General features: G+C 61.2%; 19 protein-coding genes and 1 pseudogene. 16 read left to right on the top strand and 4 right to left on the bottom strand.

Going from position 1 to position 18,292, the window contains the following annotated elements; genetic code table 11:
- Together ACTJJ7_RS22470 and ACTJJ7_RS22475 are read left to right on the top strand one after the other, a co-directional pair.
- On the top strand, positions 1–332 hold a 332-nt coding region (locus ACTJJ7_RS22470), incomplete at its 5' end, for a cytochrome ubiquinol oxidase subunit I (RefSeq protein WP_440968871.1).
- The gene (locus ACTJJ7_RS22475; RefSeq protein WP_440968872.1) at positions 329–1,333 is read left to right on the top strand and encodes a cytochrome d ubiquinol oxidase subunit II; all 1,005 of its coding nucleotides are present in this window, start codon (positions 329–331) and stop codon (positions 1,331–1,333) included. The genes ACTJJ7_RS22470 and ACTJJ7_RS22475, both read left to right, overlap by 4 nt.
- On the opposite strand, the gene ACTJJ7_RS22480 is transcribed toward ACTJJ7_RS22475, so the two are convergent.
- On the bottom strand, positions 1,324–3,087 hold the full coding sequence (locus ACTJJ7_RS22480; protein WP_440968873.1) for a phospholipase D-like domain-containing protein: 1,764 nt from the start codon (positions 3,085–3,087) through the stop codon (positions 1,324–1,326). The two genes, ACTJJ7_RS22475 and ACTJJ7_RS22480, sit on opposite strands and share 10 nt — an antisense overlap.
- A gap of 126 nt (positions 3,088–3,213) precedes the next feature.
- On the opposite strand from ACTJJ7_RS22480, the gene lepA reads away from it, so the two are divergent.
- Both lepA and ACTJJ7_RS22490 read left to right on the top strand, forming a co-directional pair.
- Positions 3,214–5,022 carry a translation elongation factor 4 gene (lepA, locus tag ACTJJ7_RS22485; RefSeq protein WP_440968874.1) on the top strand — a complete coding sequence of 603 codons (1,809 nt, stop codon included), beginning with the start codon at positions 3,214–3,216 and terminating at the stop codon, positions 5,020–5,022.
- Between the two features lie 3 nt (positions 5,023–5,025).
- Positions 5,026–5,220, top strand: coding sequence for a hypothetical protein (locus tag ACTJJ7_RS22490; RefSeq protein ID WP_440968875.1), 195 nt, complete (start codon positions 5,026–5,028; stop codon positions 5,218–5,220).
- Positions 5,221–5,228: 8 nt separating this feature from the next.
- Here ACTJJ7_RS22490 and ACTJJ7_RS22495 read toward each other — a convergent pair whose 3' ends face one another.
- Complete coding sequence (locus ACTJJ7_RS22495; RefSeq protein ID WP_440968876.1) at positions 5,229–5,627, bottom strand: DUF1801 domain-containing protein; 399 nt, start codon at positions 5,625–5,627, stop codon at positions 5,229–5,231.
- Positions 5,628–5,742: 115 nt separating this feature from the next.
- Between ACTJJ7_RS22495 and ACTJJ7_RS22500 the strand changes: the two genes are divergently transcribed.
- Positions 5,743–5,907 carry a hypothetical protein gene (locus ACTJJ7_RS22500; RefSeq protein WP_227987424.1) on the top strand — a complete coding sequence of 55 codons (165 nt, stop codon included), beginning with the start codon at positions 5,743–5,745 and terminating at the stop codon, positions 5,905–5,907.
- Positions 5,908–5,936: 29 nt separating this feature from the next.
- On the opposite strand, the gene ACTJJ7_RS22505 is transcribed toward ACTJJ7_RS22500, so the two are convergent.
- Positions 5,937–6,269, bottom strand: a complete 333-nt coding sequence (locus tag ACTJJ7_RS22505; protein WP_440968877.1) for a helix-turn-helix domain-containing protein — start codon at positions 6,267–6,269, stop codon at positions 5,937–5,939.
- 79 nt (positions 6,270–6,348) lie between these two features.
- On the opposite strand from ACTJJ7_RS22505, the gene ACTJJ7_RS22510 reads away from it, so the two are divergent.
- Positions 6,349–6,624 carry a hypothetical protein gene (locus tag ACTJJ7_RS22510; RefSeq protein ID WP_440968878.1) on the top strand — a complete coding sequence of 92 codons (276 nt, stop codon included), beginning with the start codon at positions 6,349–6,351 and terminating at the stop codon, positions 6,622–6,624.
- Between the two features lie 196 nt (positions 6,625–6,820).
- On the opposite strand, the gene ACTJJ7_RS22515 is transcribed toward ACTJJ7_RS22510, so the two are convergent.
- Entirely contained in the window at positions 6,821–7,297 is a 477-nt protein-coding gene (locus ACTJJ7_RS22515; RefSeq protein WP_440968879.1) for a hypothetical protein, read from the bottom strand.
- Between the two features lie 620 nt (positions 7,298–7,917).
- Here ACTJJ7_RS22515 and ACTJJ7_RS22520 point away from each other — a divergent pair.
- The 10 genes and pseudogenes from ACTJJ7_RS22520 to ACTJJ7_RS22565 form a co-directional block, all read left to right on the top strand.
- A pseudogene (locus tag ACTJJ7_RS22520) lies at positions 7,918–8,190 on the top strand (SelT/SelW/SelH family protein); the annotation flags it as partial.
- A 104-nt stretch (positions 8,191–8,294) separates the two neighbouring features.
- Positions 8,295–9,260, top strand: coding sequence for a sugar-binding transcriptional regulator (locus ACTJJ7_RS22525; RefSeq protein WP_440968880.1), 966 nt, complete (start codon positions 8,295–8,297; stop codon positions 9,258–9,260).
- Positions 9,261–9,488: 228 nt separating this feature from the next.
- Positions 9,489–10,799, top strand: coding sequence for an ABC transporter substrate-binding protein (locus ACTJJ7_RS22530; RefSeq protein ID WP_105738110.1), 1,311 nt, complete (start codon positions 9,489–9,491; stop codon positions 10,797–10,799).
- Between the two features lie 101 nt (positions 10,800–10,900).
- Entirely contained in the window at positions 10,901–11,773 is an 873-nt protein-coding gene (locus ACTJJ7_RS22535; protein WP_440968881.1) for a carbohydrate ABC transporter permease, read from the top strand.
- 4 nt (positions 11,774–11,777) lie between these two features.
- On the top strand, positions 11,778–12,608 hold the full coding sequence (locus ACTJJ7_RS22540) for a carbohydrate ABC transporter permease (protein WP_130268444.1): 831 nt from the start codon (positions 11,778–11,780) through the stop codon (positions 12,606–12,608).
- A 42-nt stretch (positions 12,609–12,650) separates the two neighbouring features.
- The gene (locus ACTJJ7_RS22545; RefSeq protein ID WP_440968882.1) at positions 12,651–13,649 is read left to right on the top strand and encodes an ABC transporter ATP-binding protein; all 999 of its coding nucleotides are present in this window, start codon (positions 12,651–12,653) and stop codon (positions 13,647–13,649) included.
- 1 nt (position 13,650) lies between these two features.
- Complete coding sequence (locus ACTJJ7_RS22550) at positions 13,651–14,427, top strand: L-iditol 2-dehydrogenase (protein ID WP_440968883.1); 777 nt, start codon at positions 13,651–13,653, stop codon at positions 14,425–14,427.
- Between the two features lie 75 nt (positions 14,428–14,502).
- Positions 14,503–15,981 carry a mannitol dehydrogenase family protein gene (locus ACTJJ7_RS22555; protein ID WP_440968884.1) on the top strand — a complete coding sequence of 493 codons (1,479 nt, stop codon included), beginning with the start codon at positions 14,503–14,505 and terminating at the stop codon, positions 15,979–15,981.
- A 4-nt stretch (positions 15,982–15,985) separates the two neighbouring features.
- Entirely contained in the window at positions 15,986–16,672 is a 687-nt protein-coding gene (locus ACTJJ7_RS22560) for an HAD family hydrolase (protein WP_440968885.1), read from the top strand.
- Positions 16,673–16,706: 34 nt separating this feature from the next.
- The gene (locus ACTJJ7_RS22565; RefSeq protein ID WP_440968886.1) at positions 16,707–18,290 is read left to right on the top strand and encodes an FGGY-family carbohydrate kinase; all 1,584 of its coding nucleotides are present in this window, start codon (positions 16,707–16,709) and stop codon (positions 18,288–18,290) included.
- The last annotated feature ends 2 nt before the right edge of the window (positions 18,291–18,292 follow it).

Here is an 18,292-nt window from a genome sequence, read left to right on the forward strand (position 1 = left end):
AGCTTTGCATGGGTGTGGCCGGCCTCATGGAAGACTTCCGAAGCATGCAGCAATGCCTTGGAGGGAATGCAGCCGATTACACGGCGGAGATCGGCCGCCAGCCCTGGCTGGTCAACGGCGTGCTCAAAGCGGCGGATGCGCTCGGACCGGTGCCCGCGGGAGCGGTCGCCGCATCGCTTGCGGCTTATCTCATCGTCTACGCGGTGCTGCTCCTGGCCTATACCGGCGTGATCCTGCGGCTGGCGGTCAGGGCCGCCCGGGAGGGTGACAGGCAGCCGGAGCCGGGTGTCGAGAACCAGCCGCTGGGCCAGGCGGTGCGGGGGAGTGGATGACCTTTGATCCCGCCATCGTCCTTCCGCTGATTTTCGCCGGGCTGATGGGCCTGTCGGTCTTGGCCTATGTCATCCTCGATGGCTTTGATCTCGGCGTCGGCATTCTTTTTGCCGCAGCGGACGATACGGAGCGCGACATCATGGTCGCCGCCATCGGTCCGTTCTGGGACGCCAATGAAACCTGGCTGGTCCTCGCCATCGGCCTGCTGCTGGTGGCCTTTCCCGCCGCGCACGGCATCGTCCTGCCGGCGCTGTATGTCCCCGTCACCGTCATGCTGATCAGCCTGATCCTGCGCGGTGTCGCCTTCGATTTTCGCGCCAAGGTCGGCCTGCCTGTGAAGCCACGCTGGAATTGGGCATTCTGCCTGGGTTCGACAGGCGCTTCCCTGGCGCAGGGCTATATGCTCGGCGTCTATGCGCTGGGGCTCGACCAGTCGGCGGCGGGTATCCTGTTCGGCCTGCTGGTCGGTCTTTGCCTCACCGCGTCTTACGCCGCCATCGGCGCCGCATGGATTATCTACAAGACCGGGGACGCCCTGCAGCGCAAGGCCGTTCGCCTGATGCGCCGGGCTCTGGCTTTCACAGCGCTCGGCATGGTTGCGATTGTCCTGGCTGTACCTTTGGCCAGCCCGCGCATTTTCGCCAGATGGTTTGCGCTGCCGGAGATGATCCTGCTGGCGCCGCTGCCGCTGGTTACTGCAGCGCTCTTTGCCGCGCTCTGGGCGGTGCTTGCCCGGCTGCCCGCCGCCAATGACCGCTATTCGGCCCTGCCATTCATGCTGATGGCGGGCATTTTTACCCTCGGCTTTGCCGGGCTTGCCTATGCCTTCTATCCCTATGTGGTGCCGGAGAGGCTGACGATTTTCGAGGCCGCCAGCGCGCCGGAAAGTCTTGGCATCATCCTTGTCGGCGTCATTGTCGTGCTGCCCGCCATTATCGGCTATTCCATCTTCGCCTACCGGGTGTTTGGCGGCAAGGCGCACGACCTGCGCTATGACTGACGCGAAAAGGTCAGCCGGTCGCGCTCGCGCTGGCTTCCCGCCACGTAGAACTTGTCGAACCACGCGGTGCTTTCACCCGAGATCGCCTTGGGTTTCTTCAGGGTGATCTGTTTGGGCAGCGCGGCGATTTCCACCTGCATGCGGTTGCGGAAGTTCAGGTGGTCGAACATGCGCAGCGCCTCGATGGCAAAGGCCGTCGCCACCCGCTGATCCTCGATGATGACGAGATGATCGCCATTGCCGGTCTCGCCGGAGGGCGAGAAATTGCTCGATCCGGTGAACACCTTGGCCGTCGGCTTGTCGAAATCCACCACGGCGAACTTGTGGTGGATATTGATGCCGCTGCCGCCGGACCATTCGCTCTTGAACGGCTCCGGCGCGTTCTTGGCGAGATAGGCGAAATCGACAAGGCCATTCTCGCCGCTTGGCTTCTGGATTTCCATGCCGCTCTTCTTGTCGACAACGCCATAACTGAACAGCGGCTTCTTGATCAGCCGGTCCAGCGCCTCGCGCACCGGCCCGGATTTTGTCTGGTTCATGAAGGCGAAGGAATAGAACACCGACGAGGTCGCCTGGTCGATGGCGCCGCCCACCGGCCGCAGCGACAGGTCCGACGTCTTGTGCGGGGAGAAACAGACATGCACCGCCGGGCGGCCTTCGCGTTTCACCGAATGCCAGACTTTCGAAAACGGGTCTTTCTGGAAATTGGCCATGTCGGTGAAGGCGAGCGTAAACATCTGCGCGAACAGCCCGGCCACCGCCTCGTCGTCAAAAATGAACAGGTTGTTGGCCTGGATGTAGAAGCCGCGGAACGAAAAATTCATCGAGCCGCCCAGCACCCGCACCGGCACGCCGTTGCGCTTGGCGATCAGCACCTTGTTGTGCTGCAGCCCGCGAAAATGCCCGCGTTTGACATGATCCGCTCCGGCGCTGGCAACAAGCCGTGCCGCCGCCTGGCTTTCCGCGCTGTCCGGCGCGCCATGCCCGCTTTTCATGCCGCCGCTCTTCTTGTCCGCCACGCCGGAATCGTCGATGATCACCCGCAGGCGGTTGCCGAGCTTTTCCAGCTGCGCCAGAAAATCCGGCTCGTTCAGGTCGTAGGCCAGCGCATCCACCTCGATGGTCGGGTCCTTCACCGCCCAGTCGAGGAAACCGAACAGCAGCCGGTGCGCCTCGAAACCCAGCCAGTCGTAAATGCCGGTCTTGGCGATTTCGGCTTTCTTGGCCGCAAAAGCGAGGCCGTCATCGGCGTTGCTGGGGATGATGTCATTGGTCAGGTGCAGCCGCTTTTTCTTGTCCTCAAAGGCCTGCGAGGAGGCAAAGTTGCGGGTGAAACCGATGTCGAGAAAGCCGTCATAGGTGACGCTGTCATAGCGGATCGGCAGCTCGATCATGGTGCCGCGCACCAGCTTGCCGTCCTGCGGCATGTGCATCTTGGTGATGCGGTAGGTGTAGATGCCGTCCTGCGGCTCATAGGGGAAATGCACCCAGCGGAACATCTGCAGCGGCGCTTCGGTGGTGGGGAACTTGACGCCGCCGGTCACCGCCTTTTTGACCGGTTCGCCGTAATCGAAGGCGATGCGGTTGCGCAGGTTCAAAAATGTGCTGCCCTTCGGCTCCTTGTATTCCACCGCGAAACCGACAAAATCATCCTCCGGCGCATCCACGTCGAAGCCGAGCAGGCACATATATTCGCCCCGCCACAGTTTGACCCGGAAGCCGTCGGTCTCCTTGAAACTGAAGAATTCGTCCATCATCACATCCCCGGTGCGTGGCACAGGGGCAAAATATAGCACAGACGATGCAATCTTGTGACGGTCCCGGTCCTGGCCGTGCATTTCCCGCTTTGCGTTTTGCCTGTTCACTGCTAAATCGCGCGCATGAGCACTCCACTTGACCACATCCGTAATTTTTCCATCGTCGCCCATATCGACCATGGCAAATCCACCCTTGCCGACCGCCTGATCCAGCAGACGGGCGGGCTTGAGCTGCGCGACATGAAGGAGCAGGTGCTCGACTCGATGGATATCGAGCGTGAGCGCGGCATCACCATCAAGGCGCAGACCGTCCGGCTGAAGTACAAGGCGAACAATGGCGAGGAGTACATCCTCAACCTGATCGACACGCCCGGCCACGTCGACTTCGCCTATGAGGTGTCGCGGTCGCTGTCGGCCTGCGAAGGCTCGCTGCTTGTCGTCGACGCCTCGCAGGGTGTCGAGGCGCAGACCCTTGCCAATGTCTATCAGGCCATCGACAACAATCACGAGATCGTCGTGGTGCTGAACAAGGTCGACCTGCCCGCCGCCGAACCCGAGCGCATCCGCGAACAGGTCGAGGAAGTCATCGGCATCGATGCCAGCCAGGCCGTGCTGATTTCCGCCAAGACCGGCCTCGGCATTCCCGACGTGCTCGAAGCCATCGTCAACCAGCTGCCGCCGCCGCGCGAAGGCGACCGCAGCAAGCCGCTCAAGGCCATGCTGGTCGACAGCTGGTACGACAGCTATCTCGGCGTTATCGTTCTCGTGCGCATCATCGACGGCGTTTTGAAAAAGGGCCAGACCATCCGCATGATGGGCACCGGCGCCAAATATCCGGTCGAGCGCACCGGCGTGTTCACGCCGAAGATGCTGGCCGTGGACGAGCTTGGACCGGGCGAATTCGGCTTCATCACCGCCTCGATCAAGGAAGTCGCCGACACCCGCGTCGGCGATACCATCACCGAGGACAAGCGCCCGACCGATTCCATCCTGCCGGGCTTCAAGCCGGCGCAGCCGGTGGTCTTCTGCGGTCTCTTCCCGGTCGATGCCGCCGATTTCGAGGATCTGCGCGCCGCCATGGGCCGTCTGCGCCTCAACGACGCCTCGTTCTCCTTCGAAATGGAAAGCTCCGCGGCGCTGGGCTTTGGTTTCCGCTGCGGCTTCCTTGGGCTGTTGCATCTCGAAATCATTCAGGAGCGGCTGGAGCGCGAGTTCAACCTCGATCTCATCGCCACCGCCCCGAGCGTTGTCTACAAGCTCAACATGACCGATGGCACGCAGAAGGAGTTGCACAACCCCGCTGACATGCCCGAGGTGATGAAGATCGCCACCATCGAGGAACCATGGATCCGCGCGACGATCCTCACCCCTGATGATTATCTCGGCTCCATCCTGAAACTCTGCCAGGACCGCCGCGGCATCCAGATCGATCTCAACTATGTCGGCAAGCGCGCCATGGTCACCTATGACCTGCCGCTCAACGAAGTCGTGTTCGATTTCTACGACCGGTTGAAGTCGATCAGCCAGGGCTATGCCTCCTTCGACTATCACCTCTCGGATTACCGCGAGGGCAATCTGGTCAAGATGTCGGTGCTGGTCAACGGCGAACCGGTCGATGCGCTGTCGATGATGGTGCACCGCGCCGCCGCGGAAAAGCGCGGCCGCGACCTCTGCGAAAAGCTGAAGGACCTGATCCCCAAGCACATGTTCAAGATCCCGATCCAGGCGGCCATCGGCGGCACGGTGATCGCGCGCGAAACCATCTCGGCCCTGCGCAAGGACGTGACGGCAAAGTGCTATGGCGGCGACGTCTCGCGCAAGCGCAAGCTTCTGGAAAAGCAGAAGGAAGGCAAGAAGCGCATGCGGCAGTTCGGCAAGGTCGAAATCCCGCAGGAAGCCTTCATCCAGGCGCTGAAGATGAGCGACAACTGAGGCTTGATGCAAGCCGGTTTTCCCCGCGCCCTGGCGCGGATGCTCGCCCTTTTTGGCATTCTGGCCTGCGCGGCCGCCTGCACCACGGTGCGGCCGCCCGCGCCACCGGCGCCTGTCCTGCAGGCGGACAGGCCGGAACCGCTGCCGCCCGAGATCAAGCCGCTGACGGTCGAACAGGCCGAACAGGTCGGGCGCTGACCGCCTGATTATGTGCGCGATTTGGCGGTGTTCAGCGCAACGGCGGCGCGGATGAGCGCCTTGAAGGCTTCCTCGTCGATGACATCGCCCTCGTGCAGATCGATGGCGCGCCGGGCATTGCCCTCCAGGCTGGAGTTGAACAGCTTTGCCGGATCGGCGAGCGCCGCGCCCTTGAGAAAGGTCAGCTTCACCGCGCTCTTATAGGTCTCGCCGGTGCAGATGATGCCGGCATGCTCCCAGACCGGCACGCCGCGCCACTTCACCTCTTCCACCACCTCGGGGTCGGCCCGTTTGATGAGGGCGCGCATATGCGCCAGCATCGCGCCGCGCCAGTCGCCGAGCGCGCTGATCCGCGCATCGATCAGCGCTGAGGGGTTTTCAGTCTTGGTTGCTGCTGTTTTGTCCATCGTCTTGGCGTTTCCCTTTATGCCGGCATACCACCCATGCGCATATTGCACTGCACAATCCGGGCGTGTCGATTTATCCTTGGGGTAACATTACATCGACACGGGTTACACACCAATGAGCTTCATCTTTGATTTCACCACGCGCGGACGCCGCCGCAAGGACCAGGATTTCCGCAACGCCATGGCCCTCCTCAACGCCATGAGCCCGGCCGACCGCGCCGATATCGGCATCAAGCAGGCGGATTTCACCCGCATCGCCCGGGAAATGACCCGCCGCTGATTTTGCTTGCGGCGGGGAGGGCGCCGGCCTCAGCCTCCGCCCGCATGGCGCTTGCTCGCCAGCGCCTCGACCATGATTGCCACGGTTTCGAGGTCATCCGGTGACAGCACCCCGATGGCCGCGCGGATGCGCTGCTGCGCAATCGGCTCGGCATCAGTCTCCTCGCCGAACGACAGCAATCGATCCGGCGTCGTCTGCAGCACTCTGGCAATACGCACGACGGTTGCCAGATCAGGTTCCCGCCTGCCAGTGACATAATTGCTGTAGCGCTTCTCGCTTAAGCCAGCGCGCCGCGCCACATCCGCCTGATGAATGCCAAGCTCTTTGGTTCGCAGGCGCAGATTCGATGCAAATGATTCCATGAGAACAATTTGTTCTGGCAAAAACCACAGGTCGATCTACAATGTGACGATTTAATATCGTCTATATGTGGACACTGCCATGTATTTTTCCAATTGTTTTGAATGGGTCATTTTCATCGTCTGCCTTTCCCCGATCTGGGGCACGCTGCTTTTCCATGCATGGGAAGCATCGATCAAGCCGCGGCTGGTTCCGAGGGATCAAATCACTGACATGGCCGACGCACTTGTTGCCAGGCATGGCGCGTTTGCCAGATATCAGGCCTGGATCGAGGAGGACTATGCCTGGCGGCGCGGCGACATGGTGCGCCAGGGCGTCTGGCGCCGTGTGCGGCGGGAATTGCGGCGGCGGGGGTGACGATTTCACCCCCCTCTGTCCTGCCGGACATCTCCCCCACAAGGGGGGAGATCAGCTGTCATTGCTGTTTCAGCCAATCTTCAACATTGAAAATAATGCAATGGCGTTGATGCCGATGTGATCTCCCCCCTTGTGGGGGAGATGCCCGGCAGGGCAGAGGGGGGTGAGAACACGATCCAATCTCAGCACGGCAGCATCACATCCGGGTGAACCGCATCATCCAGTTGGTTTCCCAGGTTTCGCCGCCATCGCGGGAAAACGCCTGTTCCCAGCATGGGGTGTGCTGGCAGGGTTCCCAGAGAAACCGCACGCGCACCGGCCTGCCGTCATCGGTGTCGTCGCCGTAGAACAGGCCTTCATCCTGGTCGAACCGGCCGATAACCGGCGCAAACAGGCGGTTGCTCCGGCTGTCCGCCCAGTGCAGCGACCACGAGCCGTCGCGCGGGTTGAACAGGCGCAGCGTGATCCCGGCAAAGCCCTTGGCCGGAATGTCCATCTCTTCCAGATTGGCCGTGTCCTGCAACAGTTTGCGCACGCGCGACGTGGCAGAAAATTCATCCCAGTCGTCGCAACCGGCAAACCGCTGTTTCAGCCGCAGATTGCGGATGGTCCAGTCGCCGATGAGAAAATCGAAATCCGCTGCGCTGCCGGTTATCTGTTCCCTGCTTTCCATGATGCCCTCCCTCGCGCCTGTCTGCCGGGCGCGCGGTATAGCGCAGGGCTGCTGACAACCTTCTGTCAGGAGCAACCCTTGCCACGCCCGCAAATGCGTCTGGCTGTTGAAAGAGGAGAATGACGGGCGGTCCTTGGAACGCGGGTCTTGGGGTAGTCTATATGCGATGCTTGCGATCCAAGGACCACCCGCCCCGGCGTTTTCAAGTTTTCACCCGATGTTTCACCATTGGGCCAAACCTCCCCGGCCGCACAGGTTTTCCTCCCTGCATGGCCAAAGCGCCGATCCTTTCCCGACTTTCGAAAGTTTCCGGAAGCATTCCCGCCGGAAAGGACGAGGAGAAGGATAAGCGAGGATGGGAGAACGTGGATAAGTTTCACCCCAATTATTTTTCACCCCCCTCTGTCCTGCCGGACATCTCCCCCACAAGGGGGGAGATCACATTGGCATCAACGGCTTTCCGTTGTCTTCAATGTTGAAGATTAGCTGAAGCAGCAATGACAGCTGATCTCCCCCCTTGTGGGGGAGATGTCCGGCAGGACAGAGGGGGGTGAAACCTATCCAACAGCATCCCAACACAACAGCTTACATCCCCAAGCGGAAATGCTAAGAAGCTCGGCATGACAACGAAACCGCGCATCACCATCCTTTACTGCACCCAATGCAGCTGGCTCCTCCGCTCCGCCTGGATGGCGCAGGAGCTGCTGTCCACCTTTGGCGCCGATCTCGGCGAGGTGGCGCTGATCCCCGGCACCGGCGGCGTGTTCGAAATCCGCGTCGAGGATGACCTGATCTGGGAGCGCAAGCGCGATGGCGGTTTCCCCGAAGCCAAGGTGCTCAAGCAGAAGGTGCGCGACATCGTCTGGCCCGAGCGCGATCTCGGCCATTCCGACGGGCACAAGACCGCTGTCGCCAGCGAAGCGCTTAAGGGCGGGGCAGATAATGGGGTCCCCGCCAGCAACGAGCAAAGCGAGGCGCTTAAGGGCGGGGCAGATAATTGAGTAAGCCGGAGATTACCACATCAAGGCTGGACGATGCGGCGCGGGCCGGCTGGCTCTATTACGTCGCCGGCAACACCCAGGATGAGATTGCCGCCAAGCTTGGCATTTCGCGCCAGTCGGCGCAGCGCATGGTGTCGCTGGCCGTGTCGGAAGGGCTGGTCAAGGTGCGCCTCGACCATCCCATCGCCCACTGTCTTGACCTTGCCGCGCAGTTGAAAAAGCGTTTCGGCCTCAAGATGGTGGAAGTGGTACCGACCGATCCGGGCTCGACCTCGACCACGCTCGGCGTGGCCGATGCGGCGGCGGATGAAATGACCCGCTGGCTGAAATCCGAGGCGCCGATCGTCCTCGGCATCGGCACCGGCCGTACGCTGAAGGCGGCTATCGAACGGCTGTCGCCCATTGAGTGTCCCCAACATAAGGTTGTATCGCTCACCGGCAATATTTCGCCGGATGGTTCAGCTGCCTATTACAACGTCATCTTCAATATCGCCGACAAGATCAAGGCGCGCTCCTTCCCGATGCCGCTGCCGGTTATCGCCTCCTCGCCGGAGGAGCGCGAGCTTTTGCATGCGCAGGCGATGATCCGCCCGGTGCTGGAATTGTCGGCCAAGGCCAATGTCGCCTTTCTCGGCATCGGCGACCTCGAGGATGACGCGCCGCTCTTCGTCGACGGCTTCATTTCACGCGATGAACTGCTGGCTTTGCGCCGGGCCGGCGCGGTGTGCGAGATCGTCGGGCGGGCGTTCGACCGCAACGGCGTGCCCATCGAGGGCCTCACCAATGATCGTGTGGCCAGTGCGCACATCCCTTCGCGCGAGACGGCAACGGTGATCGCCATCGCCAAGGGCGCCAAGAAGCTGCCCGGTATTGTCGCTGCGATAAAGGGCAGTCTTATCAATGGCTTGATCACGGACGAACGAACCGCCGAGGCGCTGTTGGGGATAGTGAATAGAAAGTAGTCAGTTGTGAGTAGTTCGTTGTTGACCTGGCGTCCTGCCTGAAATCCACCACTCACCACTCACCACTCACCACTCACCACTCACCACTCACCACTCACCACTCACCACTCACCACTCACCACTCAATGCTGCAGCGCAGCATCGATTGCCTCTTGACTTGTTTCGGGATTGTGTGAGTATTTGCTCATAAGATAAGCAATTGCTCAAAACATTCACGGGAGGAATGAGATGTTAACGAGAACGCTTCTGCTCGGCGCTGCGTCAGCTCTGGCTATGGTAAGTTTTGCCAATGCTGAAACGCTGACCATTGCCACGGTCAACAATGGCGACATGGTTCGCATGCAGAAACTGACCGACGACTTCACCAAGAAAAATCCCGACATCAAGCTGGAATGGGTCACGCTCGAAGAAAACGTGCTGCGCCAGCGTGTCACCACCGATATCGCCACCAAGGGCGGCCAGTATGACATCATGACCATCGGCACCTATGAAGTGCCGATCTGGGCCAAGCAGGGCTGGCTGTTGCCGCTCGACGGCCTTGCCAAGGATTACAACAAGGACGACCTGCTGCCGGCGATCCGCGATGCGGTTTCGGTTGACGGCAAGCTCTATGCCTCGCCCTTCTACGGCGAAAGCGCCATGGTCATGTACCGCAAGGACCTGGCCGAGAAGGCCGGTGTGACCATTCCGGAAAAGCCGACCTGGGACCAGATCGCCGAAGCGGCGAAGAAGATGACCGACAAATCAACCGAGACCTATGGCATCTGCCTGCGCGGCAAGGCCGGCTGGGGCGAGAACATGGCGCTCCTGACCGCAACCGCCAATTCCTTCGGCGCGCGCTGGTTCGACGAGAAGTGGCATCCGCAGTTCGACCAGCCGGAATGGAAGCATGCGCTGAAGTTCTATGTCGACCTGATGAAGGAAGCCGGACCTCCCGGTGCATCCTCCAACGGCTTCAATGAAAACCTCGCGCTGTTCCAGACCGGCAAGTGCGGCATCTGGATCGACGCGACGGTCGCCGCTTCCTTCGTGACCAACCCGAAGGAATCCAAGGTTGCCGACAAGGTGGGCTATGCGCTCTTCCCGACCGGCGGCGTTGAAAACCACGGCAACTGGCTGTGGGCCTGGAACCTCGGCGTTCCCGCCGGCACCAAGAAGGCGGAAGCTGCGCAGAAGTTCATCTCCTGGGCGACCGACAAGGCCTATACGGAACTCGTTGCATCCAAGGAAGGCTGGGCCAACGTTCCTCCGGGCACGCGCACCTCGCTCTATGCCAATGCCGAGTACCAGAAGGCCGCGCCTTTCGCCAAGATCACGCTCGATGCGATGACCGCCGCGAACACCAGCAAGCCGACCGTCAAGCCGGTGCCCTATACGGGCGGCCAGTTCGTCGCCATCCCTGAATTCCAGGGCATCGGCACCGCCGTGGGCCAGCAGTTCTCCGCTGCGCTCGCCGGTTCGATGAGCGTCGACCAGGCCCTGCAGGGCGCCCAGGCGCTGACCACCCGCGAGATGACAAAGGGCGGCTACATCAAGTAGAATCCTCCTGGCTCCGGACGGCATCCGACGCGAATGCCGGATGCCGCCCGGGCCTCCTTTTGCATTATCGTTTTTGATAATTACCGTATCGGAACCTGACCATGGCTACGCTTCAGACACGTGCAACGGCCCGTATCATGATGTCGCCCGCCGTCATCCTGCTCTTCCTGTGGATGATCGTGCCGCTTGTCATGACGCTGTACTTCTCGTTCCTGCGCTACAATCTGCTGATGCCGGGAACCGAGGAATATATCGGCTTTCTCAACTACCAGTATTTTCTGACCGACCCCGCCTTCTTCACCGCGCTGGCCAATACGCTCATTCTGGTGGGCGGCACGCTGCTCATCACCGTTATCGGCGGCATTCTTCTGGCGCTGGTGCTGGATCAGCCGTTCTTCGGCCAGGGCATCGTGCGGCTTCTGGTCATCGCGCCGTTCTTCGTCATGCCGACGGTGTCGGCGCTGGTGTGGAAGAACATGCTGATGCATCCGGTCAACGGCCTCTTCGCCTGGATTGCCCGCCTGTTCGGCTTCCAGCCGATCGACTGGTTCGCGCAAGTACCGCTGTTTTCGATCATTCTCATTGTCGCCTGGCAATGGCTGCCCTTCGCCACGCTCATTCTTTTGACCGCCCTGCAATCGCTCGACGGCGAGCAGAAGGAAGCCGCCGAAATGGATGGCGCCGGGGCGATCTCGCGCTTCATCTATCTGGTGCTGCCGCATCTGTCGCGGGCGATCACCGTTGTTATCCTGATCCAGACGATCTTCCTGCTCAGCGTCTTCGCCGAAATTCTGGTGACGACCAATGGCGGGCCGGGCATCCAGACGACCAATATCACCTATCTCATCTACATGCAGGCACTCCTGCAGTTCGATGTGGGCGGCGCATCTGCCGGCGGTATCGTCGCGGTGGTTCTTGCCAATATCGTCGCCTTCTTCCTCATTCGCCTCATCGGCAAAAACCTGGAGAGGTAGGATTATGGCCCGCGCAACCACGACACGCAGCAAAGTCATCTTCACCGTCATCGGCTGGACCATCGGTTTCCTGATCTTCTTTCCGATCCTGTGGACGTTCCTCACCAGCTTCAAATCCGAGGGAACCGCGGTGGCGACGCCGCCACAGTTCCTGTTCTTTGACTGGACGCTGGAAAACTACCGCGAGGTGCAGAGCCGCTCCGACTACTTCAAGCATTTCACCAATTCCGTGGTGATTTCAGTGGGGTCGACCCTGATCGGCCTGGCGCTGGCCATTCCCGCCGCCTGGGCGATGGCCTTCTCGCCGACCAAGCGCACCAAGGACATCCTGATGTGGATGCTGTCCACCAAGATGATGCCCGCGGTCGGCGTGCTGGTGCCGCTCTATCTGATCTTCCGCGACTGGGGCCTGCTCGACACGCGTCTTGGTCTTGTCGCCGTGCTGACCATGATCAACCTGCCGATCATCGTCTGGATGCTCTACACCTATTTCAAGGAAATCCCCGGCGAGATTCTTGAAGCGGCCCGCATGGATGGCGCATCGCTGATGAAGGAGATCGTCTATGTGCTCACGCCCATGGCCGTTCCCGGTATCGCCTCGACCATGCTGCTCAACATCATCCTGGCATGGAACGAGGCCTTCTGGACACTGAACCTGACCGCCGCCAACGCCGCGCCGCTCACCGCCTTCATCGCATCCTATTCAAGTCCCGAGGGCTTGTTCTGGGCCAAACTCTCCGCCGCATCCACCATGGCCATTGCGCCCATCCTGATCATGGGCTGGTTCTCGCAAAAGCAGCTGGTGCGCGGCCTGACCTTCGGCGCAGTGAAATAGGTTTCAGCCTTTGGCGCAGCCAAAAGAGATGGGAAGAATATTATGGGAAGCATTACACTCGAAAAAGTATCCAAGTCATTTGGAACCACCTCGGTCATTCCTGAAATCGATCTTGAAATCAACGATGGCGAATTCGTCGTCTTTGTCGGCCCGTCCGGCTGCGGCAAGTCCACGCTGCTGCGCATGATCGCCGGTCTTGAGGATCTGAGCGGCGGGCGCATCATCATCGATGGCAAGGACATGTCGAGCGAGGCGCCGGCCAAGCGCGGCCTGTCCATGGTCTTTCAGTCCTATGCGCTCTATCCGCATATGACGGTCTACGGCAACATCGCCTTTCCCCTGAAAATGGACGGACAGGAAAAATCTGCCATCGACAAGAAGGTCAAGGACGCCGCGCATATCCTTAACCTCACCAACTATCTCGACCGGCGTCCGGGCCAGCTCTCCGGGGGGCAGCGCCAGCGCGTTGCCATCGGCCGGGCGATTGTGCGCCAGCCGAAGGCGTTCCTCTTCGACGAACCGCTGTCCAATCTGGATGCGGCGCTGCGCGGCAACATGCGGCTGGAGATCAGCGACCTGCACCACCAGCTGAAGACGACGATGATCTACGTCACCCATGACCAGGTGGAGGCCATGACCATGGCCGACAAGATCGTGGTGCTGAATGCCGGGCGCATCGAACAGGTGGGGTCGCCCATGGAACTCTACCGCAGCCCGAAGAATGTATTTGTGGCCGGCTTCATCGGCTCGCCGCGCATGAACCTCATCGAAGGCGCGGAAGCCGCCAAGCACAATGCAACGACCCTCGGTGTCCGCCCGGAACATATCCGCATTTCAACGACGGAAGGTGCCTGGACGGGCAAGGTCGGCGTGACCGAACATCTCGGTTCCGACACCTTCATCCATACCCAGGTCGACGGCATCGGTCAGGTGACTGTGCGCACCGACGGGGATTTTGACACGAAACATGGCCAGCCGATTTTCCTGACGCCGGATCCGGCGCGGCTGCATCGATTTGGCGCGGACGGACGGGTGATTTGACATGAGCAGACTGGCAGGCAAGACGGCATTCATTACGGGATCGGCGCGCGGTATCGGCCGGGCCTTCGCGGAGGCCTATCTCAAGGAAGGCGCCGCCCATGTGGTGATTGCCGATATCGATCTGGCGCGGGCGCAGCAGACCGCGGCGGAACTCGGCAAGGGCACGCATGCGGTCAAGCTGGATGTGACGGATCAGGCTTCCATCGACGCCGCGGTCAAGGAGACGGTCGATCTGTTCGGCGGCATCGATATCCTCGTCAACAATGCGGCGCTGTTCGATATGGCGCCCACTGTCGAAATCACCCGCGCCAGCTATGAAAAACTGTTCGCCGTGAATTTTTCCGGCACGCTGTTCACGTTGCAGGCCGTGGCCAAAACCATGATCGCACGCGGCAAGGGCGGCAAGATCATCAATATGGCGAGCCAGGCCGGGCGTCGCGGTGAAGCGCTGGTTGCCATCTATTGCGCCACCAAGGCCGCCGTGATCAGCCTGACCCAGTCCACGGGCCAGGACCTGATCAAGCACGGGATCAACGTCAATGCGATTGCACCGGGTGTGGTCGATGGCGAGCACTGGGCCGGGGTCGACGCGCTCTTTGCCAAATACGAGAACCGGCCGCTTGGCGAGAAGAAGCGTCTGGTCGGCGAGGCGGTCCCCTATGGCCGCATGGGCACGGCGGAAGACCTGACCGGCATGGCGGTGTTCCTCGCCAGCAGCGACAGCGATTACGTGGTGGCGCAGACATACAATGTCGATGGCGGCAACTGGATGAGCTGAGCGAAAGCCCGGCTCCTGCTGCGCCCTGAAAGCGGGCGCAGACGCAGCTTCATTTGAAAAAAGGGGTTAGGCCCGATGACTGTTAAACTTTCCAAAAGCGCGCTGTCGCAGCTTCCCGCCAATGTCGCCGTGCCGCGCTACAGGCAGGCCGATCTGACGGCCGGGATCATCCATTTCGGCATCGGCAATTTCCATCGCGCCCATCAGGCCGTCTATCTCGACGATCTTTTCAACGCGGGCAGCGATCATGACTGGGCCATTGTCGGCGCTGGCGTTCTGGCGTCCGACGAGACGATGCGGCAGAAACTGCGGGAACAGGACTGGCTGACCACGGTGGTCGAACAGGACAGCGGCCATCGCACGGCGCGGGTGACCGCGTCGATGATCGACTATCTCAAGCCGGGCGAGACCGGAAATACTATCGCCCGCCTGGCCGATCCGAACATCCGCATCGTATCGCTGACCATCACCGAAGGCGGCTATTTCATCGATCCGGCCTCCGGCGTCTTCAACCCGCAACATCCGGCGATTGTGGCTGACGCCGCTGATATCGGCGATCCGAGGACCGTGTTCGGTCTCATTCTCGCCGGGCTGATGCGCCGCCGCGCCGAGGGCACCGCGCCTTTCACGGTGATGTCCTGCGACAACATTCCCGGCAATGGGCATGTCACCAGCGACGCCGTCAGCGGTCTTGCGGCGCTTGTCGATGCGGATCTGGCCAAATGGGTCAAGGACAATGTCGCCTTTCCCAACAGCATGGTCGACCGCATCACGCCAGCAACCTCCGACCGCGAGCGCGGCCTGCTTGCCAGCGATTTCGGCGTCGAGGACAATTGGCCGGTGTTTTGCGAGCCGTTCAAGCAGTGGGTGCTCGAGGATCATTTCCCGACCGGCCGCCCGGCCCTGGAAAAGGTCGGCGTCACCTTTGTGCAGGACGTTGCACCCTATGAGCTGATGAAAATCCGCATTCTCAATGGCGGCCATGCGACCATCGCCTATCCCGCCGCGCTGATGGATATTCACTTCGTGCACGAAGCCATGGAAGAACCGCTGATCCGCGGCTTCCTCGGCAAGCTCGAGCGTGAAGAGATCATCCCGGTACTGCCGCCGGTGCCCGGCATCACCTTCGAGGAATATTACGACCTGATCGACCGGCGTTTCTCCAACCCGAAGATCGGCGATACCATCCAGCGCCTGTGTCAGGACGGGTCCAACCGCCAGCCGAAATTCATCCTGCCGACGACGGCAGACCGTCTGAGGGCGGGCAAGGGCATCACCGGCCTGTCGATGGTTTCCGCACTCTGGTGCCGGTTCTGCGAGGGGACGACAGATAGTGGTAAGCCGACGAATTATCTTGACGCCAATGCCGAACGGCTGAAGGTCGAGGCGGTCAAGGCCAGGAGCGATCCCCGGGCATTCCTGGCGATGAGCGATATTTTCGGCGATGTCGGCACGTCGCCTGTCTTCGCTGAATCCTTCTCGCGAATCTTGAAAACCCTTTGGGACAAGGGCACGCGCGAGACCCTGACACTTTACCTCGCAGACAAGCTCTGACGCCATGACCAAGCCCGCTCTTGTCATTTTCGATTGCGATGGTGTCCTCGTCGACAGCGAGCCGATCTCCATCGCGGTCCTGCTCGACATGATCGCCCGCAGCGGCACGACGCTGTCCGAGGAAGAAGCATATGAGATGTTTCTCGGGCGCAGCATGGCGACGATCAGCAAGGTTCTGCACGACGATTATGGCTTTGCCGCCAGTGATGCGGATCTGGAAGACATGCGCGCCAATCTCTATGCGCGCTTCCGCGCCGATCTGAAACCGATTCCCGGCATAGCCGAGACATTGCACCAGCTCGATCTGCCGCGCTGTGTTGCCTCATCAAGCCAGCCGGACCGGATTCGGCTGTCGCTCAAGCTGACGGGGCTGCTTGATCTGCTGGAGCCGAATATTTTCAGCGCCACCATGGTCAAGCACGGCAAACCGGCACCGGACCTGTTCCTGTATGCGGCACAGGTCATGAACACGCCGCCGGAAGATTGCGTGGTCATCGAAGACAGTCCTGCGGGCATTGAAGCCGCCAAACGGGCGGGCATGCGTGTCTTCGCCTTCACTGGCGGCACCCATGCGCGCGGCGGCCGGCTGGAAGCGGCGCTTGCGTCTCTCGAGCCAGACCTTATATTCGGCGACATGCTGGAATTGCCAGGCCTGTTGTCATCGCTGCAGGCCCGAACAAACGTTCATTAGAGCGTTCCGGTTCACGACAAGCCGGAAGGTTCGAATGCCAGATTTCGTATGTGCTGTGGATGTGGGAACGGGAAGCGCCCGGGCGGGCATTCTTGATACCAGGGGCAATCTTTTGGGGCGGGTGGAACACCCGATCCTGATGAACCGCCCGCTGCCTGACCATGCCGAACACGATTCAGAAGACATCTGGAAATCGGTCTGCATCGCGGTGCAGGGAGCCATCGCGGCGTCCAAGGTCGATCCCTTCGATATTGTCGGCATCAGCTTTGATGCCACCTGCTCGCTGGTGGTACGCGACAGGGATGGCAAGCCGCTGACTGTCTCGACGGGGGGCGACAACCGCTGGGACACGATCGTCTGGCTGGATCACCGGGCACTCAACGAGGCGGATGAATGCACCGCAACGGGCCACGACGTGCTCAAATATCTCGGCGGTGTCATGTCGCCGGAAATGCAGACGCCAAAGCTGATGTGGCTCAAGCGGCATCTGCCCAACTCCTGGGACAAAGCCGGATATTTTTTCGACCTTGCCGATTTCCTCAGCTGGAAGGCGTCGGGATCGCTCGCGCGGTCGCAATGCACGATCACCTGCAAATGGACGTACCTCGCGCATGAAGAGCCGGGCTGGCAGAGCGATTATCTCAAGGACGTCGGCATCGCCGACATGGTGGAACGCGGCCATCTGCCGGAACGGGCAAGCCCGGTGGGCACCGATGTCGGACCGCTGACGCCCGAGGCTGCAAAGGCTCTTGGGCTCACCACCCGTTGCCGTGTCGGCGCCGGACTGATCGACGCCTATGCGGGCGCACTCGGTGTCCTCGGCGGCTTTGCCGGCGATCTCTCTGAAATCGACCGCCATCTGGCTTTGATTGCCGGGACCTCCAGCTGCCTGATGGCGCTGTCGCTGGAACCGATCTCGTTCAACGGCGTCTGGGGACCCTATTTCGGCGCGGCTTTGCCGGATTGCTGGCTGAGCGAGGGCGGGCAGTCGGTTTCCGGCGCGCTTCTCGATCATATCATCCGCTGGCACGGGGCTGCGGGCGAACCCAACGCTGCCCTGCACAAGAAGATCACCGACCGCGTCACGGAGCTGCGGGAAAAGGAGGGGCTTGATCTGGCCGGACGCCTGCATGTTCTGCCGGATTTTCATGGCAACCGCTCGCCGCTGGCTGATCCGCATGCGGTCGGCGTCATCAGCGGGCTGACGCTGGACGCCTCCTTTGACAGTCTGTGCCGCCTCTACTGGCGCACCTCCGTCGGCATTGCGCTTGGCGTGCGGCATGTTCTCGATGCGCTGAACGAGCGCGGCTATGCCATCGACACCATGCATGTGACGGGCGGCCACACCAAAAACCCGCTGCTGATGGAACTTTATGCCGATGCGACGGGCTGCACGGTCATCACGTCGGCGGCCGAAGATGCCGTGCTTCTCGGCACGGCGATGGTGGCGGCAACGGCAGCCGGGCTTTACCCCGATCTGCCGGCCGCCAGCATGGCGATGAAGCAGGGCGGGCGGCCGCGCCAGCCCGAGCCAAAGGCGCGCCAGCGCTTCGACCGGGATTACCGCATTTTCCTCGAAATGCATGCCCAGCGCAAAGTGCTGGACACGCTGCAATAGGC

It is taken from the genome of Phyllobacterium sp. 22229 (genome assembly GCF_052056495.1).
Lineage (GTDB): Bacteria > Pseudomonadota > Alphaproteobacteria > Rhizobiales > Rhizobiaceae > Phyllobacterium > Phyllobacterium myrsinacearum.